The organism is Pseudomonas sp. GZD-209, assembly GCF_049310485.1.
In the GTDB taxonomy this organism is placed as follows: domain Bacteria; phylum Pseudomonadota; class Gammaproteobacteria; order Pseudomonadales; family Pseudomonadaceae; genus Aquipseudomonas; species Aquipseudomonas sichuanensis.
The window spans coordinates 87,370-111,646 of sequence record NZ_JBMOWQ010000027.1 but is presented as its reverse complement, the minus strand read 5'-3'; the positions used below and the strand labels follow the sequence as shown (position 1 = coordinate 111,646).

Below are 24,277 nucleotides of genomic sequence, written 5' to 3'. Positions count from 1 at the left end.
GTTGAGGATTTCGAGCGCATGTTGCGCCAAACCAGTGACGCTGTGCTCAAGCACGGGGGACATCATGGGAAGTGGTATTTCGAATTTCAGCGCACCGCCCACCCGACATAACACCTGGACGTTGGCCGCTTACAAGAACATGGCCAGGAAGCGCCTTGGGCGCAAGCCAGACATCGACCTTAAAAGTGTTGCGGACAAAAGCTGGGACATTGCGCCCGGGGAGTCCACGGTCTCGCCAGCGGCCTTCTTTCTGCCAGGCCAGCTGGAGCGGGTGACCGGCTGGGAGGGCAAGCGTTTCTACCCTTACGTCCACCCCGCACAGACCATGGAGGGCGGGGTGTGCATCGAGCAGGGCGCAACCCGTGGCTACCTGATCAAGGACGCCTGGCTGATCGACGGCGCGCTCTACAAGGGCAATGCCAGCCATTGGTTATCGCGAAAGCCCAGCACCTTCCCACGGATCAGCGTGGACCACGAGATCGAGCGTGGCGCCGTTTACTGCACGCAGAACGGCAATTCGTGGTTTGGTACCTGGCTGATGGAAGACTGCGTGACGTATGCCCTGGCCTGTGACGAGGGGGTGCCGGTGACCACCGCGCCGTCGGCTCGATTCCCGCTGTTTACCCAGGCCCCGGCCTATGAAGACTGGCTGGATATGCGACCGTTGCGCCTGCACAGTGCGTTTTTCCGCGAACTGGTTTTGTTCGACGACCACTGCAACAACCGCAGCCGACATGCCCGCTACCGCGCGATGGGCCAGAAGCTGCTGGCACATGTGGATGCAGCGCCCCATCCGGGGGTGTTCATCTTGCGTGGTGGCGATGGCGATTTGCGCTTGTTGCGCAATGAAATCGCGGTTGCCGAGCACCTGGCCAAGACCCGAGGCTTTCGCATCATCGACCCGCTGCGGGCCGATGTGCCGAGTATCGTCGCCGCCTGCGCGGGGGCGCAGGTGGTGATCGGCGTCGAGGGCAGCCAGCTGGTGCATGGCGTCAACGTGCTGCAGCCAGGTGGTTGCGTGCTGACCTTGCAGCCGCCGAATCGGTTTGTCAGTTACTACAAGTACCTGACTGATCGCGATCACCAGCATTTCGGTTTTGTGGTCGGGGTGCCCGAAGGTGATGGCTTTCGGATCGATGTGGCAGAAGTGGAGCGTACGCTGGACTTGATGCCATTGTGAGCATGGCCTTGCGCTGATGTCGGTGGCTATGGAAGCGGGGGCGTTGATGTTTTGACTGTAAGCCGAACCATTAGCATTAGGCTTCTCATCGATGAAACACCTTAGCCGCTGCCTGGTCGCTTCAGGGACTTGATGGGCCCTTCAAGCACTCTTGTGATAATCCGAAAATAGCCGAAGTTAAACACCTTTCGCAGCCATTCGCCTGGGCTGTATTAATGCCAAATCTCTGCATATTTCATCTGGCGAGAAATTGACATGCACAGAGGCCTTCGATTGAGATTTATTATGGTGTCGGATCGTTGACGTAATATCATTGTGCCCATAAGCTCAAATTCAACAGCGATACAGTCTTTGTTCCCCAACAATAACGTTCATCCTCTTGTGCAGGAGGGGATTATGCGCTCGACACTCTTCATCAAATCGATTTTCCTGTTGGTCCTTTTGAGCGGCGCCGCACGGGCAGCCGATTCCTATATGAGCCATGCCAGCGTTATTCCTTTGGCGACGGCGGGTTGGCTGTTCGCTTTTGCGGTGATCGGTTTTGTTGCTGTTGCCAACAGAAGTAAAATTTGAAGTGTGTCAATGAGTTGTATGTGCCCTCTGTAGTTGTCTGAAAAGTTGCAATGCTTTTTAGTAATAAGCCAGTAAATTGACAGGTGAAATCTGTTTTTGGCGGCCCTGGCATCCTACAGAAGCTTGTCAATTTTCCTACCATTGCTATATTCCAGTAGCCGGCGAGCCTGACGCTCAGGTGTCAGCGTTCAGGCGCAAGACGGTACTGGCTTCCAGGATGATCGGGGCCATCGCGGCGGTAGTTGTCGCCGCGACCAGAGCGAGATGTAGTGCGTTGTTCTCAATCAGTGCTCTTTGCAGGCCATCAGGCCGGAGGGACCCCATGGTACGTCTAATGTCTGCTGTGCTGTGCGTGCTGATGCTGTGGTCTGGTGCCGGCCGTGCTGACCCATCCGCTACCCCCTATCTGCTGAGCCCTGGCGACCGGGTGATGATCTCGGTCTGGCAGGAAGAAACCCTGCGCCAGGAAACCACTGTCCTGCCTGATGGCAGCATCACCTTCCCGTTGGCGGGGCGGGTCAATGTGGCCGGGCTCGACCCAACCGCTGCCGCGCAAAAGATCAGCGCCGGTTTGAAGGCATACCTCGCCGAGCCTAATGTCAGCGTCGTGGTGACCGGTACTGCCGGCAACCTCGTCTATGTGCAGGGCAAGGTGATCAAGCCGGGCCCGGTGCCCATGGCAGGCCCCACCGCCGTGTTGCAGGCGTTGAGCATGTCGGGCGGCCTGGACAAATTCGCTGACGAAAGCGCCATCAAGGTCATTCGCGGTACGGGCGCGACACAAAAGGTTCTGCCGGTGCGTTACAAGGATCTGGTTTCCGGGCGCGACCTGTCCACCAACTTCCAACTCCAGGCGGGCGACACACTGGTCGTTCCCTGATCTGTCTGACTCAACATTAAGACCGCATAGTGCCAATTATTCGAACAACAAGCGTTGCAACGGCAATCATGATGATGCCGTTTTCCGGCCTGGTACAGGCCGCCAACTGGCAGTCTTCGGTCGTGGTCCCCACGACCGTCGAGTACGACAGCAACCCGCTGTTGCTGACGTCTGACGAGAAGGGTGTTATGCGCACACTCATCGAGCCCACTTACAACCTTGTCGGCACCTACGGCCGCGACCAGGTGAACCTGGGGCTCGGCGTGCATGTACTGCGCTCGTCCGACACCAATGTGATGGGCAACCGTGAAGACCCCGATGTCAGCCTTGGATGGCAACGCGATACCGACAAGGGGCGCTTCGGGCTCAAGGGGCAGTATGTCGAAAGCTCGACGTTGTCCGGCAGCGTTCTGGACACCGGTGTGGTGACCACCGACGGCACCCAGAAGATGACCCTGCTGACGGGCACCTGGAACCACGCCCTCACCGATCGCACCACCCTGGACAACCAGACCACCTACTCCCACGCCCGTTATGACATCACCACGCTGACGGGCTACGACGAGTATGCCAACGCCACTACCCTGACCTACGCCTGGAACGCCCGCACCGATGTGTTCACCGGCCTGCTGGTGCGCCGTTACGAACCCGAGCAAACCGACACGGCGCGGGCCACCAACAGCTATACCCCGACAGTCGGCGTGAAGTACCAGCTGACCGACCGGCTTGAAGGCACCGTGCACGCTGGCGTCAACCAGGTCTCCGGATCCGGGGGCGGGCGCCGTGGCGAGGGCGGGGTGTCGCTCAACTACAACGGTGAGCGTGCCGATGCCAGCTTCAGCGCCGAGCGCAGTACCGTCGCCAGCGCCGAGGGTGGTTTCGCCGAACTCGACATGGTGCGCGGGCTGTGGAGCTATGCCGTGAGCGAGACCAACCGTGTGGGCCTTGAAGCGTCCTGGCAGGACAGCAAGGGCCAGACGCCGAACACCCTGCAAACCTACAGCGCCTGGGCCAGCCATGAGTTCTCGCCGTTCTGGGACCTGCGCCTGTCGATGATGTACAAGGAACGTCAGCAGGACAACGTGCCGGATGCAGTAGCTACGATCATCGGATTGACCCTGACCTACAGACTCCCTGACCTTTGACTTTCAGCGTGGGCCCGCCATGAAGACTGAATACGAGATGTCCGTCAAAGATTACCTCGCCATCATCAAGGACCGGGCCCTGCTGTTGGGGTTGAGCATGATCGTCATCCTGGCGGTGACGGTCGGGGTTGCCCTGACGGTACCGCCCACCTTTCAGTCGACCGGCACCATCCTGGTGGAATCGCAGCAGATCTCGCCAGAGCTGGTTTCGGCGAACAACAACAGCTTTGCCGATGAGCGCATCGAGGTCATTCGCCAGCGCGTGATGACCCGCGAGAACCTGCTGCAGATCATGGACAAGTACGGCTTGTTCAACGACAAGGGCGGCCAGCTCAGTGAGTCGGACAAGATCGACCAGATGCGCAACGCCATCCTTGTCACCACCCTCAGCACTTTCGTCAAGGGGCGCGGCGAAACTACGGTGGCGTTCAACGTTTCGTTCGAGCACAAACGCCCGGAAGTGGCCAAGGAGGTTGCCACCGAACTGGTCACCTTGTTCCTCAACGAGAACATGAAGCAACGCACCGAGCGGGCCAGTGAAACCACCGAGTTCCTCACCCAGGAAGCCAACAAACTCGGCGCCGAGCTGGCCACCCTGGAGAACCAGCTCGCCGATTTCAAACAGGCCAATGCCAATGCCTTGCCCGAAAACCAGGCATTGCGCATGAGCATGCTGTCGCGCTCGGAGCTGGAGTTCCGTGAAGTCGATCGTGACTACAAGAGCGCCCAGGAAGAGCTGCGCTATATGGAACTGGAGCTGTCGGCGGCGAATGCGGGGCTTGCGACCAAGACCGATGGCGCGCGTTCGAGTGCATCCGACCAGATGCAGGACCTGCCCAGCCTGAAGGCCGAGTACGCCCGGCTGCTGACCCGCTACACGCCAGCCCACCCGGATGTGCAGGCGGTCAAGCGCAAGATCGATGCGCTGCAGGCCAGCGGCAGCAAAGCCAGCGCCGCCTCGGGTGTGAGTCTGGATGTTGCCCGGGCCCGGGCCAAGCTGGTGGCGGCCCAGGACCGGATTGCCTCGCTGGCCGAACAGAAGCGTCAGCTGAGCAGCAAGATCGAAGGTTACGAAGCGGAGATCCTTCAGGCCCCGCAAGTCGAGCGCGGCCTGGTCACCCTGATGCGTGACCATGACAACGCACGCAAGAAATACGAAGAGATCCGCGCCAAGGAAATGGGGGCGAAGATCACCGAAAGCCTGGAGCAGGAAAACAAGGCCGAGCGCTTCGTGTTGCTGGAGCCGCCGCTGATGCCGGAGAAACCGGTAAAACCCAACCGCAAGAAAATCGTCGCACTGGGCCTGGTGCTGGCACCTGCCGGTGGCGGGGCGTTGGTGATGCTGCTTGAGTTGCTCAATCAGCGGGTGCGTGGTGTCGGCGCCCTGGAGAGCGTGCTAGGCCGGCGCGTGCTGGTAGCCGTTCCGTTCATCTCCACCCAGGCTGAGCAGGCGCGACGCAAGAAGTTGCGAGTGTGGGCGATCATTGGCGCGCTGGTAATGGCATTGGTCCTGCTGCTGCTTGTGCATCTGTTCTATATGCCGCTGGATCTACTACTGTTTAAAACTATGGCGCGGTTTGGCTAGGGAGCGCAGCAATGGACAGGAATACGCCAGCAATAGGCAAAGGCCTTCATCAGGTTCCACCTACCGAAAAACTGCCGGCACCGCTGGTTCAGCGAACCGATGTGCTAGGCCCGTTCGACTATGTGCAAACCAAGGTGGTGCCGCTGCGCGCCGAGCACCTTGAGCGCCACCGGATCGTGGCCTACAACAAGAACTCGAACATGAACTGGGCGTTCGACCTGCTGCGCACCCAGGTCCTGCAGGCCATGGAAGAGAACGGCTGGCGCACCCTGGCGATCACCTCGCCGACGCCCGCAGCGGGCAAGACGGTGCTGGCGATCAACCTGGCCATGAGCATTGCCCACCACACCAACAAGACTGCACTGCTGGTCGATTTCGACCTGCGCCGGCCACGGGTCGGCAGTACCCTTGGCCTGCCGATGGACCGGGCGCTCAATGACCTGCTGGCCGACAAGGCGGGGCTTGAGGAGGTGCTGGTCAACCCGACGTTGCCACGCTTCGTGGTGCTGCCGACCCGGGAGCCGATCCCGATGTCCACCGAGATGTTGTCCTCGGCCAAGGTGGGCAACCTGATCAACGACCTGCGCGATCGCTACGAATCGCGTATCTGCATCTTCGACCTGCCGCCTTTGCTCAGCTCGGATGACGCGATCACCGTGCTGCCCAAGATCGACTGTGTGCTGCTGGTGGTCGCCAATGGCGTGAACAGCAAGAAGGATATCGAAGACTGCCTGTACCACCTGGCCACCGCGAACATGATCGGCGCCGTGTTGAACAAGGCCGAGCCCGAGACCCGCGACTATTACTGAGCAAAGCGGTGAGCTGTGAAACGTACCCCTGGGTCAAGCCCAGGGGTATTTTTTTTCCCAGTTCCAGGCGTGGCGCACGATTGCGTCAAGCGAGCTGTAGACCGGTTGCCAGCCGAGCAGTTGCCTGGCCTTGCCGGCATCGGCCACCAGTCGCGGTGGGTCGCCTGCGCGGCGTGGCGCGTCCTCGACGCGGACCTCGCGCCCCGTCACATCGCGTACGGTGTCGATCACCTGCTGCACGGAGAAGCCGAGGCCGTTACCCAGGTTGAGCGCGGTGCTGGCGCCACCGGCAACCAGGTAGTTCACTGCCAGCGCATGGGCCGAGGCCAGGTCGGCCACGTGGATATAGTCGCGAATGCAGGTGCCGTCCGGGGTGTCGTAGTCGCGGCCGAACACGGTGATGGCGGGGCGACGCCCCGAGGCCGCTTGCAGGATCAGCGGGATCAGGTGGGTTTCCGGCTCGTGGCGCTCGCCACATTCACCTTCGGGGTCCGCCCCGGCGGCATTGAAGTAACGCAGGCACACCGAGCGCAACCCGTAGGCGCGGTCGAAGTCCTGGAGAACCTGTTCCACCATCCATTTGCTGCAGCCATAGGGGTTGATCGGCGCCTTGGGGTGTTGCTCGTCGATCGGGACATACTGCGGGTCGCCATAAACGGCAGCGGTGGAAGAGAAGATCAGCCGCCTTACCCCGGCGCGAACCATGGCCTGCAACAGCACCAGGGTCGCCGCCACATTGTTCTGATAGTACCTGCCAGGCTCTGTGACCGACTCGCCCACCTGGATGAACGAAGCGAAATGGAACACCGCATCGAAGGTGTATTCGGCGAACAGGGCATCCAGTGCAGGTGCATCGGCGATGTCGAGTTCCACCCATTTGACCTGGGGCCGTGTGGGTGCAAGGTCAGCCACCACCACGTCATGCCCCTCGGCCAGCAAATGCTTGACCATGTGTGAACCGATATAGCCTGCACCACCGACCACCAAGAACTTCATGCAAACCTCCTGGAAGCTGCTGCCCGTTCGGACGTCCCTTACGGCAACCGGGCGCGCCGGTTACCGCAACAGGCCTTTGCAGACTCTAGATGGCTATTTGAGGAACAGCCAATTGGACATGCGCTGGCCATCGAAGCGGATGTTGTAGTGCCCATTTTCGTAGTCTGCAGGCACCAGCGTTTCTTCCCCATCGGCATTGCGCGCGAACAGTTTCAAGCCAGGCGAAGCCTTGATACTGAGGGTGCCGGCGAGGGGTTCGACATGGAAGGGTGTCTTGTCATCCTCGCGAGGTACAGCGCGGGTGCCCAGCGAGATCAGCAACGCCCGCGACTGACTCAATTGCTTGGCATCGAGGCTTTGCACCGCAACGCTGGCATAGGGGGTCTGCAACTGGACCTGGATGTTGCTCAGTTGGATCGACTGGCCACCCAGCCAGCCGGTGGCGACCTGGGTCAGGGCGGTATCGATGGTGTATAGCCCTTTTTTCCAGTTGCGCCTGAGCTCGCCGGTGTCGCTGGTGGACTCGCTGGCGGTGGCAAGCAACAGCGACTGGTCTGGGTCGTGCAGTACTTTCGCATCAGCCGGGATAACGCTGGGCTGCAACCACGGCAGCTGGGGCGTGCCGGGCATGGCGATCTGCAGCCGGCCTTTCTCCCAGGCCGTGCGCAGCAGGGCCGAGCTGTTAGGGCTGATAGCACGGTTGTAGAGGGTCTCGGGCGTGGGCGCGAACACGTAGCGGGTGGTGGCCTTGCGCACATCCCCGCGTCGGTAGAGCAGGGCAGCGGCGGGGAGGGTGGCAAGCAGCGCCGGGTCGTTGTAGGCGTGCCAGTTGTCGGCGGTGCGCCAACCTTCGATGAATTTCTGCTGGCTGTAGGCGTACTGCATCAGCCCGTCCCAGCCCTGGTGGCTGGCGGTCCCGGCGATGTACAGCGGCAATGAGTGGCGATCGGGGGTGGGGAAGGGCTCGGCGTTCCATTCGGTCACCGTCATGGGCTTGCCGACCACCTGGGCCGCCGCCAGCCAGTCGAGCATGCCGTCGCTGGTCAACGGGTTGCGCTCCAGCTGCCCGCCGCCGCCATAACTGTGGGCGTCGATCACATCACCCGTGGTCAGCGCCGGCAGCGCGCTCAGGCCATTGCCACCCCAGGTGCTGGTGGTGACGATCGGCACCTTTACGCCAAGCCTGCGCAGGTGCTGGATCATGTCGGCGTCGAAGCGGTGTTCCAGGTCGTTGAGGAACAGCTTCGATGGGCCATGCAGCCAGGTCCGCTGGATTTCGTCGACATTCAGATGTTGGCGCTGGGCGAAGGCCTTGGCCTGATCCTCGAACAATTTGTAGTGCCTGGGCACGTTCTTGTCTTTCAACAGGGCATTGCCGAAGTGCTGGGTAATGTCGTTCTCGTTGGTGATCAGTACCGCGGCGACCGCCGGGTCGTCCTTGTAGGCCAGGCCGGTATACGGGTTGACATGGGTCAGGTACTGCTCGGCGAAACTTTTCATGGCCTGCTGCAGGGTGATGTTGACATAGGCGTAGCCCTTGAGCCCTGCGGCGCCGTGGGTTTTGGGCAGTTCATCGAAGCCGTAGATGTCATCCGCCGGGGTGACCGGACGCTCCACGTGCAGGTCCAGCCACACATAGATCCCTTGGTCTTTCAGGCTCTTGATCCACAGGTCCAGCTTGCGCTGCGACTCGGCATTGAGCTGGCGCGTGTCGCGCAGGGTGGTCATGTCGCCGAAGATGTTCGGGCTGACCCAGGGCGAGTCGTGATGATGCAGGCGCACCAGGTTGAAGCCCAGGGCCGAGAGGCGCTCGGCCTGCACCTTGATCTCCTCGTCCGGGGTGCCGAACAAGGCGTAGGCCGTCAGGTTGGTACCCCAGAAGCGCGCTGGCGTACCATCGGCAAACTGCAATTGCTCGCCTACAGCCTTGACGAAGCCACGCTTGCCCGCCGGTATTTCCGGCGCGTTGAGAAACGACAGGTCGACCGGTGACTTGCGCCAGTCGAGTTGGTCGTCGGGCCAGCTGGCAGGGTCGGCCATGCCGAAGCGTTCGGTGGGCGTCGGGCCGATGGCGATGTCGCCACTCACCTGCAGTTGCGCCTTGACCTGCTGGCGACCGGGCTCGATCGCCTCGCTGTAGAAGAACGCCCGGACTTCGCTGGGGTTGCCGCGTTCGAAGTACACCCTGGCCAACGCCGGCTCGAAGCGCATCTCCAGCCGACGCCCCTGCGCATCATTGCCCCATGACCAGCCGCGATTGCCGGGCAACAGTTGCGGGGCGCCCATCTCCCCGGCGACCAGTGCCGGGTCGAACTGGAAGACAATGCCACCGCCCATCACCTTGGTCTTTCGGCTATGGGCATCCAGGTCGAAGTTCCAGGCCAGGGTGCGTTCGCCGGGCCTGCTGATGTCCGCCTTGAGGTCGAAGTCCAGGTCCTTGTTCTTGCCCAGCAGGGTGTACTGGTAAGGCGCGTTGACCTTGAGCGCGGCGTAGAAACCAGTCCAGTCCCAGTCAGCGCCCCAGAAATCGAACTTGGCGATCATCGCCGGCCCTCCGCCGCGGGTCACGGTCGGCAAGCCGTTCTGTTCCTCGACCTTGACAGCCCAGGCCGCAGCCTGGGCTGCAAACGGCAGAATCATCAGGCCAGCAAGGAGCGAAGCCCGCAGCAACGGGCGCAGTGCAGATGACTTCATTGTCGTTACCTGGGTTGGAGGCCACGTTGGGCAATGCTTGCGGGCTGGGCTGCATGAAGCCTGCGGACCATCTGCATGTAGGCCACGCTCAGCCCGGCAACGGACCAGTACACCACGGGGATCACCGTGATGCTGCTGACGGTGAAGATGATCACCAGGATGCCCACCAGGGTGGCCAGCAGCGCCCGCCCCAGTTGGCGTTGTTCGTCATCCTTGTCCGGGAATGCCAGCATGGCCTTGCGAACCCCCCGCAGCACGCAGACGAAGAACGCCACGAACAGTCCAAGGCCTACCAGGCCAACCCTTAGCGCAAGGTTGAGGTAGGTGTTGACGATGTCGATGATGCCGTCGCCCTGGATCATCGACTGCATTTCCGGGGTATTGCGAAAATCGAACGAGCCGAACAGCGGGTTGCGCTGGATGACGATCCACGAGTTGTCGAGCAGGCGCTCGCGGTAGGTGATGTTCTCTTTTTCCAGGTTGCCGATGAACGGCAGCATGTCGAGCACCTTCTCGCCCCCCGGCACCACGGTCAGCAGCGGGATGGCCAGCACGCCGGCGACGGCCAGCAGGCTGAGGCGCTTGACCGCGCCCTTGCCGGTGGCGATGAACACGGCGACGATGATCGCCGCGCCGATCCACGGGCCGCGCGACAGGGGGGCGACCAGCCCGGCCGCCAGCAACAGCGCGCCCATGGCCCGTTGCAAGGGGCTGCGCACATAGCCCTGGACGAACAGGAACAGGCCGATCGCAACGCTGATGACATAGCCCAGGGCGATGGCCTGGCCGGTGGTGACGCTGGCGCGCAGCGAGCCGCCGCGGCTCAGGTAGCTGGCCATGCTCCACTGCACGCCCATGGCCTCGAGCAGGGCGTTGTACAGCAGCCAATGACGGACGAACTCGGCCACGCCGATCAGCGCCAGGACGAAGCCGGCCAGCACGAAGGCCAGCATGGCGTCCTTGAAGTCGCTGAGCTGGCGCAGGGCACGGCTGGCCACGTAGTACGGCAGGAACACGTCGATATACAGGTACAGCGCCTGGCGCAGGGTGTCGGTGAGGGTGGTTTCGCGCAGGTACAGCGCGCCTATCAGGACAATGCTGGCGGCCAGCAGGCGGTCAGGCCAGAGACGCCCAAAACCCGGTGTGTCGGCCTGCCCGCGCAAGGCCAGGGCTGCGGGCAGCAACACGCACAGAGTCAGCAGGCGCACGTGGTTCAGGTCGAACAGGTAGTTGATCACCCCGAAGCCGGGTATCGGCACCGTGGCGGGGGGCATCACGAACAGCAGCATGAAGAACAGCGCCATGATGTTGCGCTCGCGCCGTCCCGCCAGGTACATGATGACCGCCGCAGCCCCGGCGTATACCCAGAAGCTGTAGGAGACGAAGGCCAGCAGTGTCAGGGCGAACCACAGGTTGCGCCGCCGCTTGAAATCGCGCTCGGGAATCAGGTCGCTGGCGGGGCCGCGTGCGAGCACGAACACCACGGTGGCGAGGAACAGAATGACGATCAGTGCACGAAAATGTTCAGGCATTGGCAACGGCACCTATCCGCTGGTAGAGGACAGCTAGCATCATGGCTAATTGAAACTATAGTGACTTCTTAGACATCCAGTCAGGGATTGAAGCCATGCCGTCTGTTGAAGTGTCTGCATCGGTGAGTCTTCGCAAGCGTGCACTAGGGGCCGGGGCCTGGAACCTGGTGTCGTTGATCGCGTCGCAGGTGATGCGCCTGGGCGGCAACCTGATCATGGCCCGTTTGCTGTTACCGGAGATGTTCGGGGTGATGGTCATCGCCACCACCGTTTCGGTACTCCTGCACTTGCTCTCCGATGTCGGCCTGCGGCAGAACATCATCCAGAGCCACCGTGGTGACGACCCGCTGTTTCTCAATACTGCCTGGAGCGTGCAGATCGTCCGTGGTTTCGTGCTCTTCGCACTGACCCTGCTGCTGGCCCTGGCGGCCTGGTTCGCCCAGTTGGGCAACCTGTGGCCGGCAGACTCCACCTATGCTGCGCCCGAGCTGCCACTGGTGCTGGCGGTGACCGGTATTTCTGCGGTGATCTACGGTTTCCAGTCAACCAACATAGATGTGGCGGTGCGCACTTTCCAGCAGAAGCGCGTGGTCCTGGTGGAGCTGGCATCGCAGATTGTCGGGCTGGTCGTCATGCTGGTGATCGGCTACTTCACCCGTTCCATCTGGTCGCTGGTGATTGCCGGCCTGGCGGGCGCCCTGACCGGTACGGTGCTGGGCCACCTGGTGTTCCAGGGGCCGAAAAACCGCCTGGAATGGGACCGCAGCGCACTCAATGAGCTGGTGGTGTTCGGCCGTTGGATCCTGTTGTCCTCGATCGTAGGCGTGCTGGCCATGTACGGCGACCGCATGTGGTTCGGCGCCAGCATGAGCGCTGCGGAGCTTGGGGTGTATTCGATCGCCGTGCTGATTCTGGGCTCGCTGCAGACCGGCTTGTTGAAACTGGTCGGCACGGTGGCGCTGCCAGCGTTCAGCGAGGCCGCCAGGGCCGGTGATCATGAGCGGCTCAAAGCGCTGTATTACCGTTTCAGGTTGCTGGTGGACCTGGCCATGCTGTTCACCTGTGGCGTGTTCATCACCGCCAGCCCACTGCTGATCGGCTGGATGTACGACGAGCGCTATGCTGCCGCAGGCACTATGCTCAGCATTCTGTCGCTGTCGTTCTTTACGCTGCGCTACACCCTGGCGCATCAGATCTGGATCGCCCAGGGGCTGACCAAGTACCAGGCCATGGACAACATCATCCGCCTCGTTGCGCTGTGGGTGGGGTTGCCGTTGTTGCTGGCCATCGGTGGCGTGCAATGGGCAATCTGGGGGGTTGCCCTGCACACGTTCCCGACCTTGGTACTGATTGTGTATGTCAATCTCAAGCTCGGTATCTTCAGTGTCAGGCGCGAACTCATGGTGTTACCGATGATCGCCGTCGGTGCGCTGTTCGGTGAGTTGGCAACGCGTTTCTTCAACTGGCTTTGAACCCCTTGCAACAACGCGCGGTGCCCAGGCGTCGGCGACAGCGGTTTACCTGGTTTTGGCACAACAATGGTGGGGGCTGGGGATCATGGGGAAGCTTCTGTTTCTTACGCAGCTGTCGGGGCGCAGGGTGTTCCTGCGTAACTGCGCCGTGCTGGGCATCGGCGCGGCGGTATTCGGCAAGACGGTGGCCGAAGGGCCTGCCACCCCTCCCGCTGATCCTGTCGCCAGCAGTGCCCCGGGCGGGTTCGTGGTCATCAACGGCTGGGTCCTGCCTTCGGGCTATTTTCGGGACGGGCAGGCATGATCCGCGACTACCAGGCGCAGAAGACCCTGCGCGAGGATTATGACGTCTGCATCATCGGTGCCGGGCCCGCCGGCATCACGCTGGCGCTGCGCCTGGCGCAGGCTGGCTGGAAGGTGGTGCTGGCCGAGGGGGGCGGGCACGACTACACGCCGCGCTCCCAGGCCCTGTACCAGTGCACTTCTACCGGCCTTGAGCTGTACCCCCATGAAACCCGCCTGCGCTACCTTGGCGGCACGTCCAATCACTGGGCAGGCCGTTGCCGTCCGTTCACCCCCTCCGACTTCGCGGTCCCGCCCCCAGGTGAGCTCCCTGGCTGGCCCATTGCCTATGCCGAAGTGGAACCTTACCTGGCAGCGGCCATGGAGATTGTCGACCTGCCGCAAGGCGCACAATTCCAGGCCGAGAACGCCGGGCTCAAGGGCGGTGACTTCGAGCCGGACAAGTTTCTGCTCAGCCCGCCGACGCGCTTTGCGCAGAAATACGCCGCTGCGCTCAACGATACCGCCGGGCTGGACGTCTTCATCAACTGCAACTGCGTCGACCTCGAGTTTGACCAGGCCACAGGAAGCCTGGCGGCAGCGGTGGTGTCCGACTATGACCTGCAGCGCCAGCGGCTGGTGGCCAGGCACTTCATCCTGGCGACGGGGGCACTGGAGAACGCCCGGCAACTGCTCAACAGCGCGTCCCTGCGCAAGGCCGGCGTGGTCACCCAGGATGGGCTGGTGGGGCGCTGCCTGATGGAGCACCTCAACGTCGAGATGGGCACCTTCATCCTCGAGGACGGCCAGACTGGCGAACCGCGCCAGTACTACACCAGCGATGCCTTCGTCAGCGAATACAAGGCCGGCAAGGGCAATGTCTCGGCCACGGTGCTCGATGAAGTGCGCACCTTCGGCCGGACCGCCGAGGTCAAGCATTTCCTGGAAAACCTGCTCTGTGAGATGGACCTCGCACACAAGGTCAACTTCATCGCCAACTTCAGCTGCCCGGGCGAAGGGGTGCTCAGCACCATGATCGAACAGTACCCCAATGCGCAAAGCCGGCTCTCGCTGCTGAACGAGAAGGACGAGCTGGGTGTGTCCAAGGCCAACGTCCACTGGGCACTTACCGCAAACGACCGCCATACCATCCAGTGCATCGGCAGCGAGCTGGCCAAACAGTTCGTCGACACCGGTCTTGGTTTCGTCAGGCTGAACGAGTACGTCTACGACGCCGCGATACCGCTGAAGATGGAGCCTCACGCGCACCATATGGGCACCACGCGGATGGCTGCCTCGGCGCAGTACGGTGTGGTCGACCGCGACTGCAAGGTATTCGGCACCGACAATCTTTATGTTGCCGGCAGCAGCATCTTCGCCACCGGCGGCGCCTCCAACCCGACCATGCCGCTGCTGCAGTTCGCCCTGCGGTTGGCGGATCACCTCGATGAAAGGCTGAAATCGGCGCGCGGTGCGCTCACCTGAGCAACCGGCGCGGTGTCAGGGCAACAGCACAGTGGGTAAGGGAGTGAGCGCGGGGCGGTCAGCATCAACAAGAACGAGACCGTATTCGCCTCAGGGACAGTCCAGGATCGCTTCACTTGCGAGGCTAGCAGCATGTATGGATGGATACGCAAAGCATTGGCCAACTACGCCAACTCGACCGGGCGCGCCGGCGCGACCTACAAGAAGTTCTGCAATCCGAATGCCCGCGACTGGGGCGCTTACCTGACCCGCTGGGGCCAGTTCTACTCCGTTGGCAGCAACGTTCATATCAACCCTGGGTGCAACGTCACCGACCCACGCCTGGTGCGCCTTGGCAGCAACGTTGGGCTATCGGACTGCACGCTGATCGGCCACGACGGCGTGGTTGCGCTGATCGAGATCTGTTACGGCAAGCAACTCGATTCGGTCGGCTTCATCGACATCCGTGACAACTGTTTCATCGGCCACGGCGCAATCGTGATGCCGCGCGTGACCATCGGCCCGGACTCGGTGGTTGCCGCCGGCTCCGTGGTCACCAAGGATGTGCCGCCCGGTACCGTGGTCGGTGGCAACCCGGCGAAGTTCATCTGCACCACCGAGGCGTTGATCCGGCGCGTCGAGGAACGCTGCGCCGCCTACCCCTGGATAGACCTGGTCAAGCAGCGCCAGGGTGCCTATGACCCGGCATTGGAGCCGACGCTGGCCGCTGCGCGAGGCCAGTACTTCTTTGGGGATGGCAGCAATGGCTAGCAAACCTGTCGATGTGATGGTGGTCAACTTCAATACCGCCGGCCTGCTCCAGCCGATGTTCGACGCCCTGCGCCAGGCCGACGGCGACAAGCTGGCGAGTTATCTGGTGGTGGACAACGCCTCGGTCGACGATTCGGTCGAGCGCCTGGCCAAGGTCTGCCCCGAGGCCGTACTGGTCAGCAACCAGAAGAACGTCGGTTTCGGCCGGGCCAACAACCAACTGCTGGCGCACCTGAACGGCAAGTACGCATTGCTGCTCAATACCGATGCGTTCGTCGCCAGGGACTCCCTGGACAAGACCCTCGAGTACATGGACGCGCACCCGGAATGCGGGGTGCTGGGCGTACGCCTGGAGGGGCGCGACGGTGACCTGCAACCCAGTTGTCGCTACTTCCCGACCCCCTTGAACGTGTTCGTGGCGCGCACCGGGCTCGGGCGCTTCTTCCCGGGGTTGAAGATGGTCGACGAGATGAACTGGGACCACGGCTCGGTGCGCGAGTGCGACTGGTTGCCCGGCTGCTTCTACCTGGTACGGCGCGAGGTGCTCGACCAGGTGGGCCTGTTCGACCCGCGCTACTTCCTTTACTACGAGGAAGTCGACCACTGCAAACGGGTCAAGGAGGCCGGCTGGAAGGTGGTGTTCTATCCCCACACCACGGTGGTGCATATCGGCGGCGAAAGCTCCAAGTCGGTCGCTGAGCTTGAGGCGGCCAGCCGCCAGATATCGGCCTACCAGATCGAAAGCGAACTGCTGTATTTCCGCAAGCATCATGGGCTGGCAGGGTTGGTCTTGCATATGGCGCTGGTGACCCTCGGCGATCTGGTGCTGGCCCTGAAAGCCTTGTTGAAGGGGCGGGGGCGGGCAGCCATCACGGCTTGCTGGCGGCATTGCCGGGCCACCTGGGCGCTGTTGTTCGATACCCGTTTTGCAAGCCAACCCACACGGTAGGTGACGCCATGTTCGAGAATATTCGTGCCGATCTGCGGGCCCATGGCGGTGACTGGGGCGCCCAGGGCTTCTGGGTATTGCTGGTCTATCGCTTCGGGCGCTGGCGTTACGGGGTGCGCCCGGCCTTGCTGCGCAAGCCGCTGTCGCTGGTCTACAAAGTGCTGTTCAAGTGGGTGCAGATACTGACCGGCGTCGAGCTGCCCTGCGAGGTGCAGATCGGCCGTAACTTCGTCATCGACCACTTCGGCGGCATCATCATCAGCGGCTATGCGCGTTTCGGCGATGATTGCCGGATCCGCAACGGCGTGGTGGTGGGGTTGAAGAATGTCAGCGAGCCAACCGCGCCGGTGTTCGGCAACAACGTCGATATCGGCGCCGGCGCCAAGGTGCTGGGCAACATCCGCATTGGCAACAACGTAGTGATCGGCTCCAACGCCGTGGTGCTGGTTGACGTGCCGGACGACTGCCTGGCGGTGGGGGTGCCTGCGACCGTCAAGGCGCGCAAGCCCGTCGAAGCAGTGCCGTGTTCATGAGGCAGGCAACACTGCCCAGCGCCAACAGGAGGGCGCCATGCTGACAGGGATTGGCGTTGTAGTGATCGGCCGTAACGAAGGCCAGCGCCTGCAGCGCTGCCTGGCGTCACTGGCCGGTTGCGCGCAGCAGGTGGTGTATGTCGATTCGGGCTCGACCGATGGTTCGCAGGCCCTGGCCCAGGGCCTGGGCGTTGAGGTGTTGGCGCTGGACATGACCCAGCCTTTTACCGCCGCACGGGCACGTAACGAAGGCTTCGCCTGCCTGCAATCTTTGTTGCCGACACTAGGCTACGTGCAGTTCGTCGACGGTGATTGCGAAGTCATGGACGGCTGGCTGCAGCAGGCCTGCGAATTTCTCGATGCACGGCCGGAAGTGGCGGTGGTGTGCGGTCGGCGCCGCGAGCGCTTCCCGCAGCATTCGGTCTACAACCTGCTGTGTGATCTGGAATGGGACACCCCGGTGGGCGAGGCCCGGGCCTGTGGCGGGGATGCGTTGATGCGTGCCGAGGCGTTCAGGGCCGTGGGCGGCTTTCGCGCGGGGCTGATCGCCGGGGAAGAGCCCGAACTCTGTATTCGCCTGCGGGGGCGCGGCTGGAAGATCTGGCGCCTGCCCGCCGAAATGACCTTGCACGATGCCGCCATGACCCGTTTCAGCCAGTGGTGGCGGCGTAGCCTGCGCGCAGGCTACGCGTTCGCCGAGGGCGCCTTCCTGCATGGCGCGCCGCCTGAGCGGCATTGGCAGCGTGAGTCGCGTCGTGCGTGGCTCTGGGGGCTGGGCATACCGCTGGCGATCGTGGCTGCGTGGGCACTGCTGGGCGGTTGGGGGCTGCTGTTGTTGCTGCTCTACCCGCTGCAGGCCGTGCGCCTGGCCCGCCGTGGTGGCCGCTCGGTTCGCGAGAACTGGCTGCAGGCGGTGTTCCTGGTGCTGGGGAAGTTCCCGGAGATGGTCGGGCAGGTACGGTTTCTGTTGAACCGGCTCACGGCCGGCAAGACGGTGTTGATCGAGTACAAGTGAGAGGCCCATGGCGTTCAGATCATTACTCAAGAGTGTGCTCACTTTGCAACCCGGCTATTCATTGCGGGCGTTGAACAACAAGTTCAAATTGCTGGTGCTGATCATCACCCAGTGGACTGACCTGCAGCCGTTCCTGCGGCACATGGAGGCTGCGCTGGGCAAGCAAGGCTTCGACAAGCTCGGGGTCGACTGCATCGGCATGGTGCAGTGGCCCTATATCAGCAAGTGCTGGTCGGTGCGTGAACGCCTCGACGCCGTGGCTTCGCACTACCAGCTGGTGACGGCGCAGTTTCCGACCCTGTTGCTGCTGGGCCGGGACGAGCGGCGGACACTGTGCGATCTGTCAGGCATTTCTGCCGACTGCACCCTGGTGCTGGACCGGCCGATCTGGTTCAAGCGCGAAGGCGAATTGGTGCTGAACCTGTTCCAGGGCGACCTGCGCGTGGCGTCACTGGCTTTCACCCTGCAGCGCACGGCGGCAGGTCTGTGCCTGTTCATCGGCGCGGTGCAGGGGATCCACAAAGGTATCGACAGCGAGCGCTCGCTGGCCATCTACCGCGACCTGACCAAGGACTTCGAAGGGCTGCGCCCGCGCAGCCTGCTGCTCGAGGCGCTCAAATGCCTGGCCAGGGCGGTCGGGGCTGACGGCCTGTATGCGGTGGGCGACGCCTGTCGGCATCATCGGCATCCTTACTTTGGCGCCGAAAAGTCCCAGGACCTGGCCGCCAACTACGACGCCATCTGGCTGGAGCATGGCGCCGTGCCCAGCGAGCGCGAAGACTTCTTCAGCCTCCCGCTGGCGGCGGCGCAACGTGCGCCAGAGGATATCGCGCCGAAGAAACGCGCCATGTACCGCAGGCGCCAGGCCTTGCTCGAGGCGTTGTTCGCGCAACTCGAAGCGGCGCTGGCGGCCAGCGCGGGCCAGCTGCAGGTACATCGGCAACGGCTGGGCTATGCCCTGCTGTTGCAGGAGACCAGTGCGCCGACAGCCGCGCATTCGTGGTTGGCAAAGGCTGCGGGGTTGTTCCGTCAGGCCCTGCGCGAACCCCGGGCGGACCAGCGTTTCGTGGCGTATGTGCGCAAGGCCGGGCTGTATCCAACCCTGAGAAAGGCCTGGCGGGAGCTGCTGCGCCATGGCCCGGCGCTGCTTTGGAAACCACCCGCCGAGCAGCGTCACGACCTGCCCCTGGACGCCCCGGGCGTGGCGGCCAGCACGCTGTTCCCCGGGCACGTTCTGTTGATTTGCGAGGCTGACCCGGCACAAGCGCTCGATGGCCGCCCTGCGCAACTGCGGCAAATGCTGGTCGAGCTTGGCTACACCTGCACGGTAGTGGACTGGCGCAATCCACAAGCCTGCCTGAATGCCTTGCAAACCTGCGCGGCAGTCATCCTGCACCGCTTACCTTACTGTGCGCAGTTGACGAGGCTGGTCGAAGAGGCCAGCCGCCTCAAGGTCACCTCTTGCTGGGATGCCGACGCGCTGATCTTCGACCCGCAGGCGTATCGCCAGGGTAACGACCTGAACGGTTTGAGCGACACCGACGTGGGCAAGCTGATGGCGGCCGTGGCCCTGCACCGACAGGCACTGCTGGCGTGCGAGTGCGCGATCGCGTCGAGTGCGGCACTGGCGGCGGCGATGCAAGAGGCGGGGGCCCGGCAAGTCACGGTGGTCGAGTGCAGCCAGCAGCTGGGCCAGGTCTTCCCGGCCCTACCTGGTGTTCGCCCACGCAGGGTGCTGTCGGCGAACATCTTCTTCGCCCCCAGGAGTTTCGGTGGCGCCACGGTTGTCGCCGAGCAGATGGCGCGGCTGCTGGCGGCCACTTCGCCCTGGCAGCAATTCGTGTTCACATCGCTACCGCCGACCGACACGCCCCCCTACAGCCTGTTCAGGTACCAGGCGCAGCAGGCTGCGGTGCTTGGCATCGGTCTGCCAGACCAGCGTTCGGCCCTTGAGGACTTCGAGAACCGCGCAACCCTGCCGCTGTTCGACGCCGTGCTCGAGCGCGTCGCCCCAGACCTTGTGCACCTGCATTCGATCCAGGGGCTGGGCGCATTGCTGGCCGAAAGCTGTGCGCGGGCGGGCATACCCTTCGTGGTGACCTTGCATGATGCGTGGTGGATCTGCGGGCGCCAGTTCATGATCAACGGCCACGGGCAATACTGCGGGCAAACGCGTATTCGCGCCGAAGTGTGTGCCGCCTGTGTCGAGGATGCGCCGCTGAACGCCTACCGTCAGCAGGCCCTGGCCGCCGCCCTGCGCAAGGCCAGCCTGCTGCTGGCGCCAAGCCGCTTCGCCCGCGACCTGTACGTGGCCAATGGCTTCGATGCGGCGAAGATCCGCATCAACCGCAACGGCATCCTCGCCCCCGGTGCGGGTTACCACAAGCAGCCGGGGGCATTGCTGCGCTTCGGTTTCGTCGGCGGCAACACCGCGATCAAGGGCATCAACCTGATCACCCAGGCGTTTGCCGGGCTACCCCGCTCGGACTACGAGCTCAAGGTGGTCGACAACCTGCTGCACCTGGGTTTCCGCTCGTTCAACCGGCACAGCGTGAAGATCCCGGGCAGCGTCAGCATCATCCCCGGCTACACCCAGGACGACATCGACGCGTTCTTTTCCGGCATCGACGTGCTGCTGTTCCCGACCCAGTGGAAAGAGACCTTCGGCCTCGCCGTGCGCGAAGCGCTGGTGCGCGACGTCTGGGTGATCAGCACCGACGCGGGGGGCACGGTCGAGGACATCGTCGACGGGGTCAACGGCACCATCATCCCGTTGAGCTCCGACCCACGGTATCTGCGCGAGGCACTGGCCGATGCGCTTGAGCATCCGGAGCGCTTTGCGCACCCACACAACGCTTTCAAAGGCAGCATCACGCTGTGCAGCGACCAGGCCCTGGAGCTCCAGGGCATCTATGCGGACGTCATCGCGGGCATTGCCACGGCAGACCCTGCGCCGTCAGCCATGAAAAGCCTGAAGTAGAGGGCCGGGTGCCGCCGGGGGCGGCCCAGCTCATTCATCACGCGGGTATGGACTCGGATTCCTATGCGCATTGCTTATTTCATCAATCAGTACCCCAAGGTCAGCCACAGTTTCATTCGCCGTGAAATCCTCGCGTTGGAGCGCCAGGGCTTCGAGATTCAGCGCATTGCCTTGCGTGGCTGGGATGCCGAACTGCAGGACGACGAGGATGTGAGCGAGCAGGGCAAGACACAGTACGTACTGCAAGGCGGCGTTAAAGCGCTGTTCAAGCCCGCGCTGCAGGTGTTGCGCCAGCAGCCCAGGCGCTTTTTCGCAAGCCTTTGGCTGGCCCTGCGCCTGGGCCGACGGGCTGACCGGGCATGGCCCTACCACTTGATCTACCTGGCCGAGGCATGCCGTGTGCTGCAGTGGCTGCAGGCGTCGGGCGCGGTGCATGTGCATGCGCATTTCGGCACCAACTCGACCGAGGTGGTGATGCTGGCCCGCGCCTTGGGCGGGCCGGCCTACAGCTTTACCGTGCATGGCCCCGAGGAATTCGACAAACCGCAGTTCCTGCATGTGGGCGAGAAGGTGCGGCGCGCCGCATTCGTCGCGGCGGTCAGCTCCTACGGGCGCAGCCAGCTGTTCCGTTGGGTGGCGCACGAGCACTGGGGCAAGGTCAAGGTGGTGCACTGTGGCCTGGAACGCAGCTTCCATGATGTGCCCGCCGTGGCTGCACCCAGCGCGCCGCGGCTGGTGTGTGTTGGCCGGTTGTGCGAGCAGAAAGGCCAGTTGCTGTTGCTGGAAGCCGCACGGCTGCTGGCGGAGCAGGCGGTGGAGTTCGAGCTGGTACTGGCAGGGGACGGCGAAATGCGCGAGCAGCTGGAAGCCCTGATCGCCCGGCACGGCCTGCAGGCGCAGGTGCGTATTACCGGCTGGATCAGCAGCGCACAGGTACGCGAGGAGATCCTCGCCGCCCGCGCGCTGGTCTTGCCAAGCTTCGCCGAGGGCTTGCCGGTGGTGATCATGGAAGCCATGGCCTTGCGCCGCCCGGTGCTGACCACCTATGTGGCGGGTATCCCCGAGCTGGTAACCCCAGGCGAGAACGGCTGGCTGTTCCCGGCGGGGGCCGTGGAGGAACTGGCCACGGCCATGGCCGACTGCCTGGCGCAACCGGCGCAAGTGCTGCAGCGCATGGGGGAGGCGGCGTACCAGCGCGTGCTGCAACGCCATGACATCGATACCGAAGCGGCCCGGCTGGCCAGCTACTTCAAGGCATCCGCATGATCATCCTACTGAGCTGGCTGTTGGGCGCCGCGGCGCTGCTGATCCTGTTACCGGTACTGGTACTGTTCATCCAGGTGTTGCTGGGCTGCCTGCCCGCCCGGCCGCTGCCCATGGCCACAGGCAAGCGGGCACGGGTAGCGGTGCTGGTGCCGGCGCACGACGAGGCCTCGGTCATTGCTGCCACACTCGCCAGCATCACCCCGCAACTGGCCGCAGGTGACCGCCTGTTGGTGGTGGCGGACAACTGCAGCGATGACACCGCCACGCTTGCCCGGCAGGCGGGCGCGCAAGTGGTCGAGCGCCAGGATGATCGATTGCGCGGCAAGGGCTACGCACTGGATTTCGGTGTGCGCCATCTGGCGGACGACCCACCGCAGGTGCTGATCATCATCGACGCCGACTGCCTGGCGGACGCGGGCGCTATCGAGCGGTTGACGCGTTGCTGCAGCGAGACTGCGCGGCCCGTGCAAGCCCTCTACCTGATGCATGCGCCTGCAGGTGCCGGGCTGAAGGTACAGATCGCCGAGTTTGCCTGGCGGGTGAAGAACCTGGTGCGCCCGCGCGGTTGGGCGTGGTTGGGCCTGCCTTGCCAAATGATGGGCTCGGGCATGGCGTTGCAGTGGCGCGACCTTGCACTGATCGACCTGGCCCACGGCCACCTCGTCGAAGACCTGAAGATGGGGCTGGACCTGTGTCGCAACGGCAAACCACCGCTGTTCTGCCCGCAGGCGCAGGTCTACAGCCAGTTTCCGAGCAGTGACGAAGGCCTGGCAATACAGCGCACTCGCTGGGAACACGGCCACCTCGGCGTACTGCTTGCCGACGCCCCTCGGCTGCTGCTGAGCGCGTTGACTCGGCGCAACGGGCGCCTGCTGGCCATGGCCATGGATCTGCTGGTACCGCCGCTGGCCCTGCTGGTGCTGACATTGATGGCATTGCTGGGCATTACCTGGTTGGCGTATGCGCTGCTGGGCATGTTGTTGCCGGCATTGCTGGCCACGCTGGCCATGGTCCTGCTGGGTAGCGCGGTGCTGCTGGCCTGGCTGCGCTTCTGCCGCGAGCAGATGCCCTTTTCGGTGTTGTTGTATGCGCCTTGTTACGCGGCGAAGAAAATCCCCCTGTACCTGGGGTTTCTGGTGCGACGCCAGGTGGAATGGGTACGTTCGAAACGGGATGGCAGCTGATGACGGATCGTACATGGCAACGGCGCTGGGCCACTGTCGTCGACAAACTGCAGGTGGTGGCTGACGCGGCTGATGAGCAACGGCTGCTCGACGCCTTGTCGGCACCGCAAGCACCCACCGTGCTGGGTTTCGTCAATGCCCACGCCATGAACCTGATGGCGGGCAATGCTGAGTTCTACACGGCGCTGATGGCCTCCGACGTGTTGCTGCGCGACGGTTCGGGCATGGGGCTGCTGTACCGCCGTCTGGGCCTTGCGCCAGGATTGAACATGAACGGCACCGATTTCATCCCCCGAGTGCTGGCGGCTTGCAAAGGTCGACGGGTAGCCCTGTGGGGCACCCGGGAGCCTGCCCTGGCCCAGGCGGCGCAGCACTGCGAAGCCCGCTTCGGGGTGCGGCCGGTGTCGGTGCACGATGGCTTCGCCGACGTGGAGACCTATCTGCGGCTGGCCCGCGAACTGCAACCCGAGTTGATCGTGCTGGGCATGGGCATGCCCAGGCAGGAGCTGGTTGCAGCCCGTCTGGTGGCCGTTGCCGGGCCATGCCTGATCGTGTGCGGCGGGGCAATCCTGGACTTTCTGGGGGGAGGGGTGGAACGGGCCCCAGCCTGGGTACGACGGCTGGGCATGGAGTGGCTGTACCGCTTGCTGAAGGAGCCCAGGCGTTTGTTTGGCCGTTATGTGCTGGGTAACCCCTTGTTTGTGTTGCGCACCCTGGCCTGCGGCAAGGCGCGTGGCAGAGCCGGTTCTGGTGTGCCGGGCAGCGAGCCCTGACCCGTCTGAATACTGGCGCGCGCCACAGCGATGGCGCAGTACTGCTACAGTGATATCAGTCGCCGCCAGACAGCAAAAACAATAAACAGGCGAAATGCAGCATCAGCCCCTGAATGAACGCCATCCTGGTGGCCGGACGCTCAGGCGAGCTTTTGAATCAGGGGGTCTTGCCGCATGCAGGGATCGATAATGCG

At 63.2% G+C, this 24,277-nt stretch carries 20 protein-coding genes and 1 pseudogene; 18 read left to right on the top strand and 3 right to left on the bottom strand.

The features are described 5' to 3' along the window. Positions 1-64 precede the first annotated feature (64 nt). The 6 genes from ACO6VM_RS05360 to ACO6VM_RS05335 all read left to right on the top strand — a co-directional run bounded on the left by ACO6VM_RS05360 (position 65) and on the right by ACO6VM_RS05335 (position 6,172). The gene (locus tag ACO6VM_RS05360; RefSeq protein ID WP_401057377.1) at positions 65-1,180 is read left to right on the top strand and encodes a glycosyltransferase 61 family protein; all 1,116 of its coding nucleotides are present in this window, start codon (positions 65-67) and stop codon (positions 1,178-1,180) included. Positions 1,181-1,576: 396 nt separating this feature from the next. Further along, positions 1,577-1,753 (top strand): EPS-associated small membrane protein EppA, encoded by a 177-nt coding sequence (gene eppA / locus ACO6VM_RS05355; RefSeq protein WP_178125794.1) that lies wholly within the window; start codon positions 1,577-1,579, stop codon positions 1,751-1,753. Between the two features lie 322 nt (positions 1,754-2,075). Further along, positions 2,076-2,633, top strand: a complete 558-nt coding sequence (locus ACO6VM_RS05350; protein WP_125858487.1) for a polysaccharide biosynthesis/export family protein — start codon at positions 2,076-2,078, stop codon at positions 2,631-2,633. A 74-nt stretch (positions 2,634-2,707) separates the two neighbouring features. Next, complete coding sequence (locus ACO6VM_RS05345) at positions 2,708-3,778, top strand: hypothetical protein (protein ID WP_401057446.1); 1,071 nt, start codon at positions 2,708-2,710, stop codon at positions 3,776-3,778. 19 nt (positions 3,779-3,797) lie between these two features. Then, on the top strand, positions 3,798-5,363 hold the full coding sequence (locus ACO6VM_RS05340; RefSeq protein WP_401057376.1) for a GumC family protein: 1,566 nt from the start codon (positions 3,798-3,800) through the stop codon (positions 5,361-5,363). Positions 5,364-5,374: 11 nt separating this feature from the next. Next, positions 5,375-6,172, top strand: a complete 798-nt coding sequence (locus tag ACO6VM_RS05335) for a CpsD/CapB family tyrosine-protein kinase (RefSeq protein ID WP_401057375.1) — start codon at positions 5,375-5,377, stop codon at positions 6,170-6,172. A 33-nt stretch (positions 6,173-6,205) separates the two neighbouring features. On the opposite strand, the gene galE is transcribed toward ACO6VM_RS05335, so the two are convergent. The 3 genes from galE to ACO6VM_RS05320 form a co-directional block, all read right to left on the bottom strand. Continuing rightward, the gene (gene galE, locus ACO6VM_RS05330; protein ID WP_401057374.1) at positions 6,206-7,168 is read right to left on the bottom strand and encodes a UDP-glucose 4-epimerase GalE; all 963 of its coding nucleotides are present in this window, start codon (positions 7,166-7,168) and stop codon (positions 6,206-6,208) included. 93 nt (positions 7,169-7,261) lie between these two features. Next, on the bottom strand, positions 7,262-9,862 hold the full coding sequence (locus ACO6VM_RS05325; RefSeq protein ID WP_422402876.1) for a glycosyl hydrolase family 5: 2,601 nt from the start codon (positions 9,860-9,862) through the stop codon (positions 7,262-7,264). Positions 9,863-9,867: 5 nt separating this feature from the next. Next, entirely contained in the window at positions 9,868-11,394 is a 1,527-nt protein-coding gene (locus ACO6VM_RS05320) for an O-antigen ligase family protein (protein ID WP_422402875.1), read from the bottom strand. A gap of 95 nt (positions 11,395-11,489) precedes the next feature. On the opposite strand from ACO6VM_RS05320, the gene ACO6VM_RS05315 reads away from it, so the two are divergent. The 12 genes and pseudogenes from ACO6VM_RS05315 (at position 11,490) to ACO6VM_RS05260 (ending at position 24,083) form a co-directional block, all read left to right on the top strand. Continuing rightward, a complete protein-coding gene (locus ACO6VM_RS05315) occupies positions 11,490-12,866 on the top strand; it encodes an oligosaccharide flippase family protein (protein ID WP_422402874.1) in 1,377 nt (458 codons plus the stop codon). Continuing rightward, positions 12,832-13,170 (top strand): hypothetical protein, encoded by a 339-nt coding sequence (locus ACO6VM_RS05310; RefSeq protein WP_401057370.1) that lies wholly within the window; start codon positions 12,832-12,834, stop codon positions 13,168-13,170. The genes ACO6VM_RS05315 and ACO6VM_RS05310 overlap by 35 nt, the downstream gene beginning before the upstream one ends. Continuing rightward, the gene (locus ACO6VM_RS05305) at positions 13,167-14,633 is read left to right on the top strand and encodes an FAD-dependent oxidoreductase (protein ID WP_401057369.1); all 1,467 of its coding nucleotides are present in this window, start codon (positions 13,167-13,169) and stop codon (positions 14,631-14,633) included. Before ACO6VM_RS05310 ends, ACO6VM_RS05305 begins: the two co-directional genes overlap by 4 nt. 132 nt (positions 14,634-14,765) lie before the next feature. After that, complete coding sequence (locus tag ACO6VM_RS05300; RefSeq protein WP_422402873.1) at positions 14,766-15,383, top strand: acyltransferase; 618 nt, start codon at positions 14,766-14,768, stop codon at positions 15,381-15,383. Next, a complete protein-coding gene (locus ACO6VM_RS05295) occupies positions 15,376-16,332 on the top strand; it encodes a glycosyltransferase family 2 protein (protein ID WP_422402872.1) in 957 nt (318 codons plus the stop codon). The genes ACO6VM_RS05300 and ACO6VM_RS05295 overlap by 8 nt, the downstream gene beginning before the upstream one ends. Positions 16,333-16,340: 8 nt before the next feature. Then, positions 16,341-16,865, top strand: coding sequence for a serine O-acetyltransferase (locus ACO6VM_RS05290; protein ID WP_422402871.1), 525 nt, complete (start codon positions 16,341-16,343; stop codon positions 16,863-16,865). 37 nt (positions 16,866-16,902) lie between these two features. After that, positions 16,903-17,880, top strand: coding sequence for a glycosyltransferase family 2 protein (locus ACO6VM_RS05285; protein WP_422402870.1), 978 nt, complete (start codon positions 16,903-16,905; stop codon positions 17,878-17,880). A gap of 7 nt (positions 17,881-17,887) precedes the next feature. Then, a pseudogene (locus ACO6VM_RS05280) lies at positions 17,888-18,796 on the top strand (VirK/YbjX family protein); the annotation flags it as partial. 381 nt (positions 18,797-19,177) lie between these two features. Further along, a complete protein-coding gene (locus ACO6VM_RS05275) occupies positions 19,178-20,860 on the top strand; it encodes a glycosyltransferase family 4 protein (RefSeq protein WP_422402898.1) in 1,683 nt (560 codons plus the stop codon). A 63-nt stretch (positions 20,861-20,923) separates the two neighbouring features. Beyond that, positions 20,924-22,126, top strand: coding sequence for a glycosyltransferase (locus tag ACO6VM_RS05270; protein ID WP_422402869.1), 1,203 nt, complete (start codon positions 20,924-20,926; stop codon positions 22,124-22,126). Continuing rightward, a complete protein-coding gene (locus ACO6VM_RS05265; protein ID WP_422402868.1) occupies positions 22,123-23,310 on the top strand; it encodes a glycosyltransferase family 2 protein in 1,188 nt (395 codons plus the stop codon). Before ACO6VM_RS05270 ends, ACO6VM_RS05265 begins: the two co-directional genes overlap by 4 nt. Beyond that, on the top strand, positions 23,310-24,083 hold the full coding sequence (locus ACO6VM_RS05260; protein WP_422402867.1) for a WecB/TagA/CpsF family glycosyltransferase: 774 nt from the start codon (positions 23,310-23,312) through the stop codon (positions 24,081-24,083). Before ACO6VM_RS05265 ends, ACO6VM_RS05260 begins: the two co-directional genes overlap by 1 nt. Positions 24,084-24,277 lie beyond the last annotated feature (194 nt).

What these genes read in the sequence shown, in the direction of transcription:
- ACO6VM_RS05360 (WP_401057377.1), top strand. Translation starts at nt 65, where the DNA reads ATGGGAAGTGGTATTTCGAATTTCAGCGCACCGCCCACCCGACATAAC.
- eppA (WP_178125794.1), top strand. Translation starts at nt 1,577, where the DNA reads ATGCGCTCGACACTCTTCATCAAATCGATTTTCCTGTTGGTCCTTTTG.
- ACO6VM_RS05350 (WP_125858487.1), top strand. Translation starts at nt 2,076, where the DNA reads ATGGTACGTCTAATGTCTGCTGTGCTGTGCGTGCTGATGCTGTGGTCT.
- ACO6VM_RS05345 (WP_401057446.1), top strand. Translation starts at nt 2,708, where the DNA reads ATGCCGTTTTCCGGCCTGGTACAGGCCGCCAACTGGCAGTCTTCGGTC.
- ACO6VM_RS05340 (WP_401057376.1), top strand. Translation starts at nt 3,798, where the DNA reads ATGAAGACTGAATACGAGATGTCCGTCAAAGATTACCTCGCCATCATC.
- ACO6VM_RS05335 (WP_401057375.1), top strand. Translation starts at nt 5,375, where the DNA reads ATGGACAGGAATACGCCAGCAATAGGCAAAGGCCTTCATCAGGTTCCA.
- galE (WP_401057374.1), bottom strand. Translation starts at nt 7,168, where the DNA reads ATGAAGTTCTTGGTGGTCGGTGGTGCAGGCTATATCGGTTCACACATG.
- ACO6VM_RS05325 (WP_422402876.1), bottom strand. Translation starts at nt 9,862, where the DNA reads ATGAAGTCATCTGCACTGCGCCCGTTGCTGCGGGCTTCGCTCCTTGCT.
- ACO6VM_RS05320 (WP_422402875.1), bottom strand. Translation starts at nt 11,394, where the DNA reads ATGCCTGAACATTTTCGTGCACTGATCGTCATTCTGTTCCTCGCCACC.
- ACO6VM_RS05315 (WP_422402874.1), top strand. Translation starts at nt 11,490, where the DNA reads ATGCCGTCTGTTGAAGTGTCTGCATCGGTGAGTCTTCGCAAGCGTGCA.
- ACO6VM_RS05305 (WP_401057369.1), top strand. Translation starts at nt 13,167, where the DNA reads ATGATCCGCGACTACCAGGCGCAGAAGACCCTGCGCGAGGATTATGAC.
- ACO6VM_RS05300 (WP_422402873.1), top strand. Translation starts at nt 14,766, where the DNA reads ATGTATGGATGGATACGCAAAGCATTGGCCAACTACGCCAACTCGACC.
- ACO6VM_RS05295 (WP_422402872.1), top strand. Translation starts at nt 15,376, where the DNA reads ATGGCTAGCAAACCTGTCGATGTGATGGTGGTCAACTTCAATACCGCC.
- ACO6VM_RS05290 (WP_422402871.1), top strand. Translation starts at nt 16,341, where the DNA reads ATGTTCGAGAATATTCGTGCCGATCTGCGGGCCCATGGCGGTGACTGG.
- ACO6VM_RS05285 (WP_422402870.1), top strand. Translation starts at nt 16,903, where the DNA reads ATGCTGACAGGGATTGGCGTTGTAGTGATCGGCCGTAACGAAGGCCAG.
- ACO6VM_RS05275 (WP_422402898.1), top strand. Translation starts at nt 19,178, where the DNA reads ATGCTGGTCGAGCTTGGCTACACCTGCACGGTAGTGGACTGGCGCAAT.
- ACO6VM_RS05270 (WP_422402869.1), top strand. Translation starts at nt 20,924, where the DNA reads ATGCGCATTGCTTATTTCATCAATCAGTACCCCAAGGTCAGCCACAGT.
- ACO6VM_RS05265 (WP_422402868.1), top strand. Translation starts at nt 22,123, where the DNA reads ATGATCATCCTACTGAGCTGGCTGTTGGGCGCCGCGGCGCTGCTGATC.
- ACO6VM_RS05260 (WP_422402867.1), top strand. Translation starts at nt 23,310, where the DNA reads ATGACGGATCGTACATGGCAACGGCGCTGGGCCACTGTCGTCGACAAA.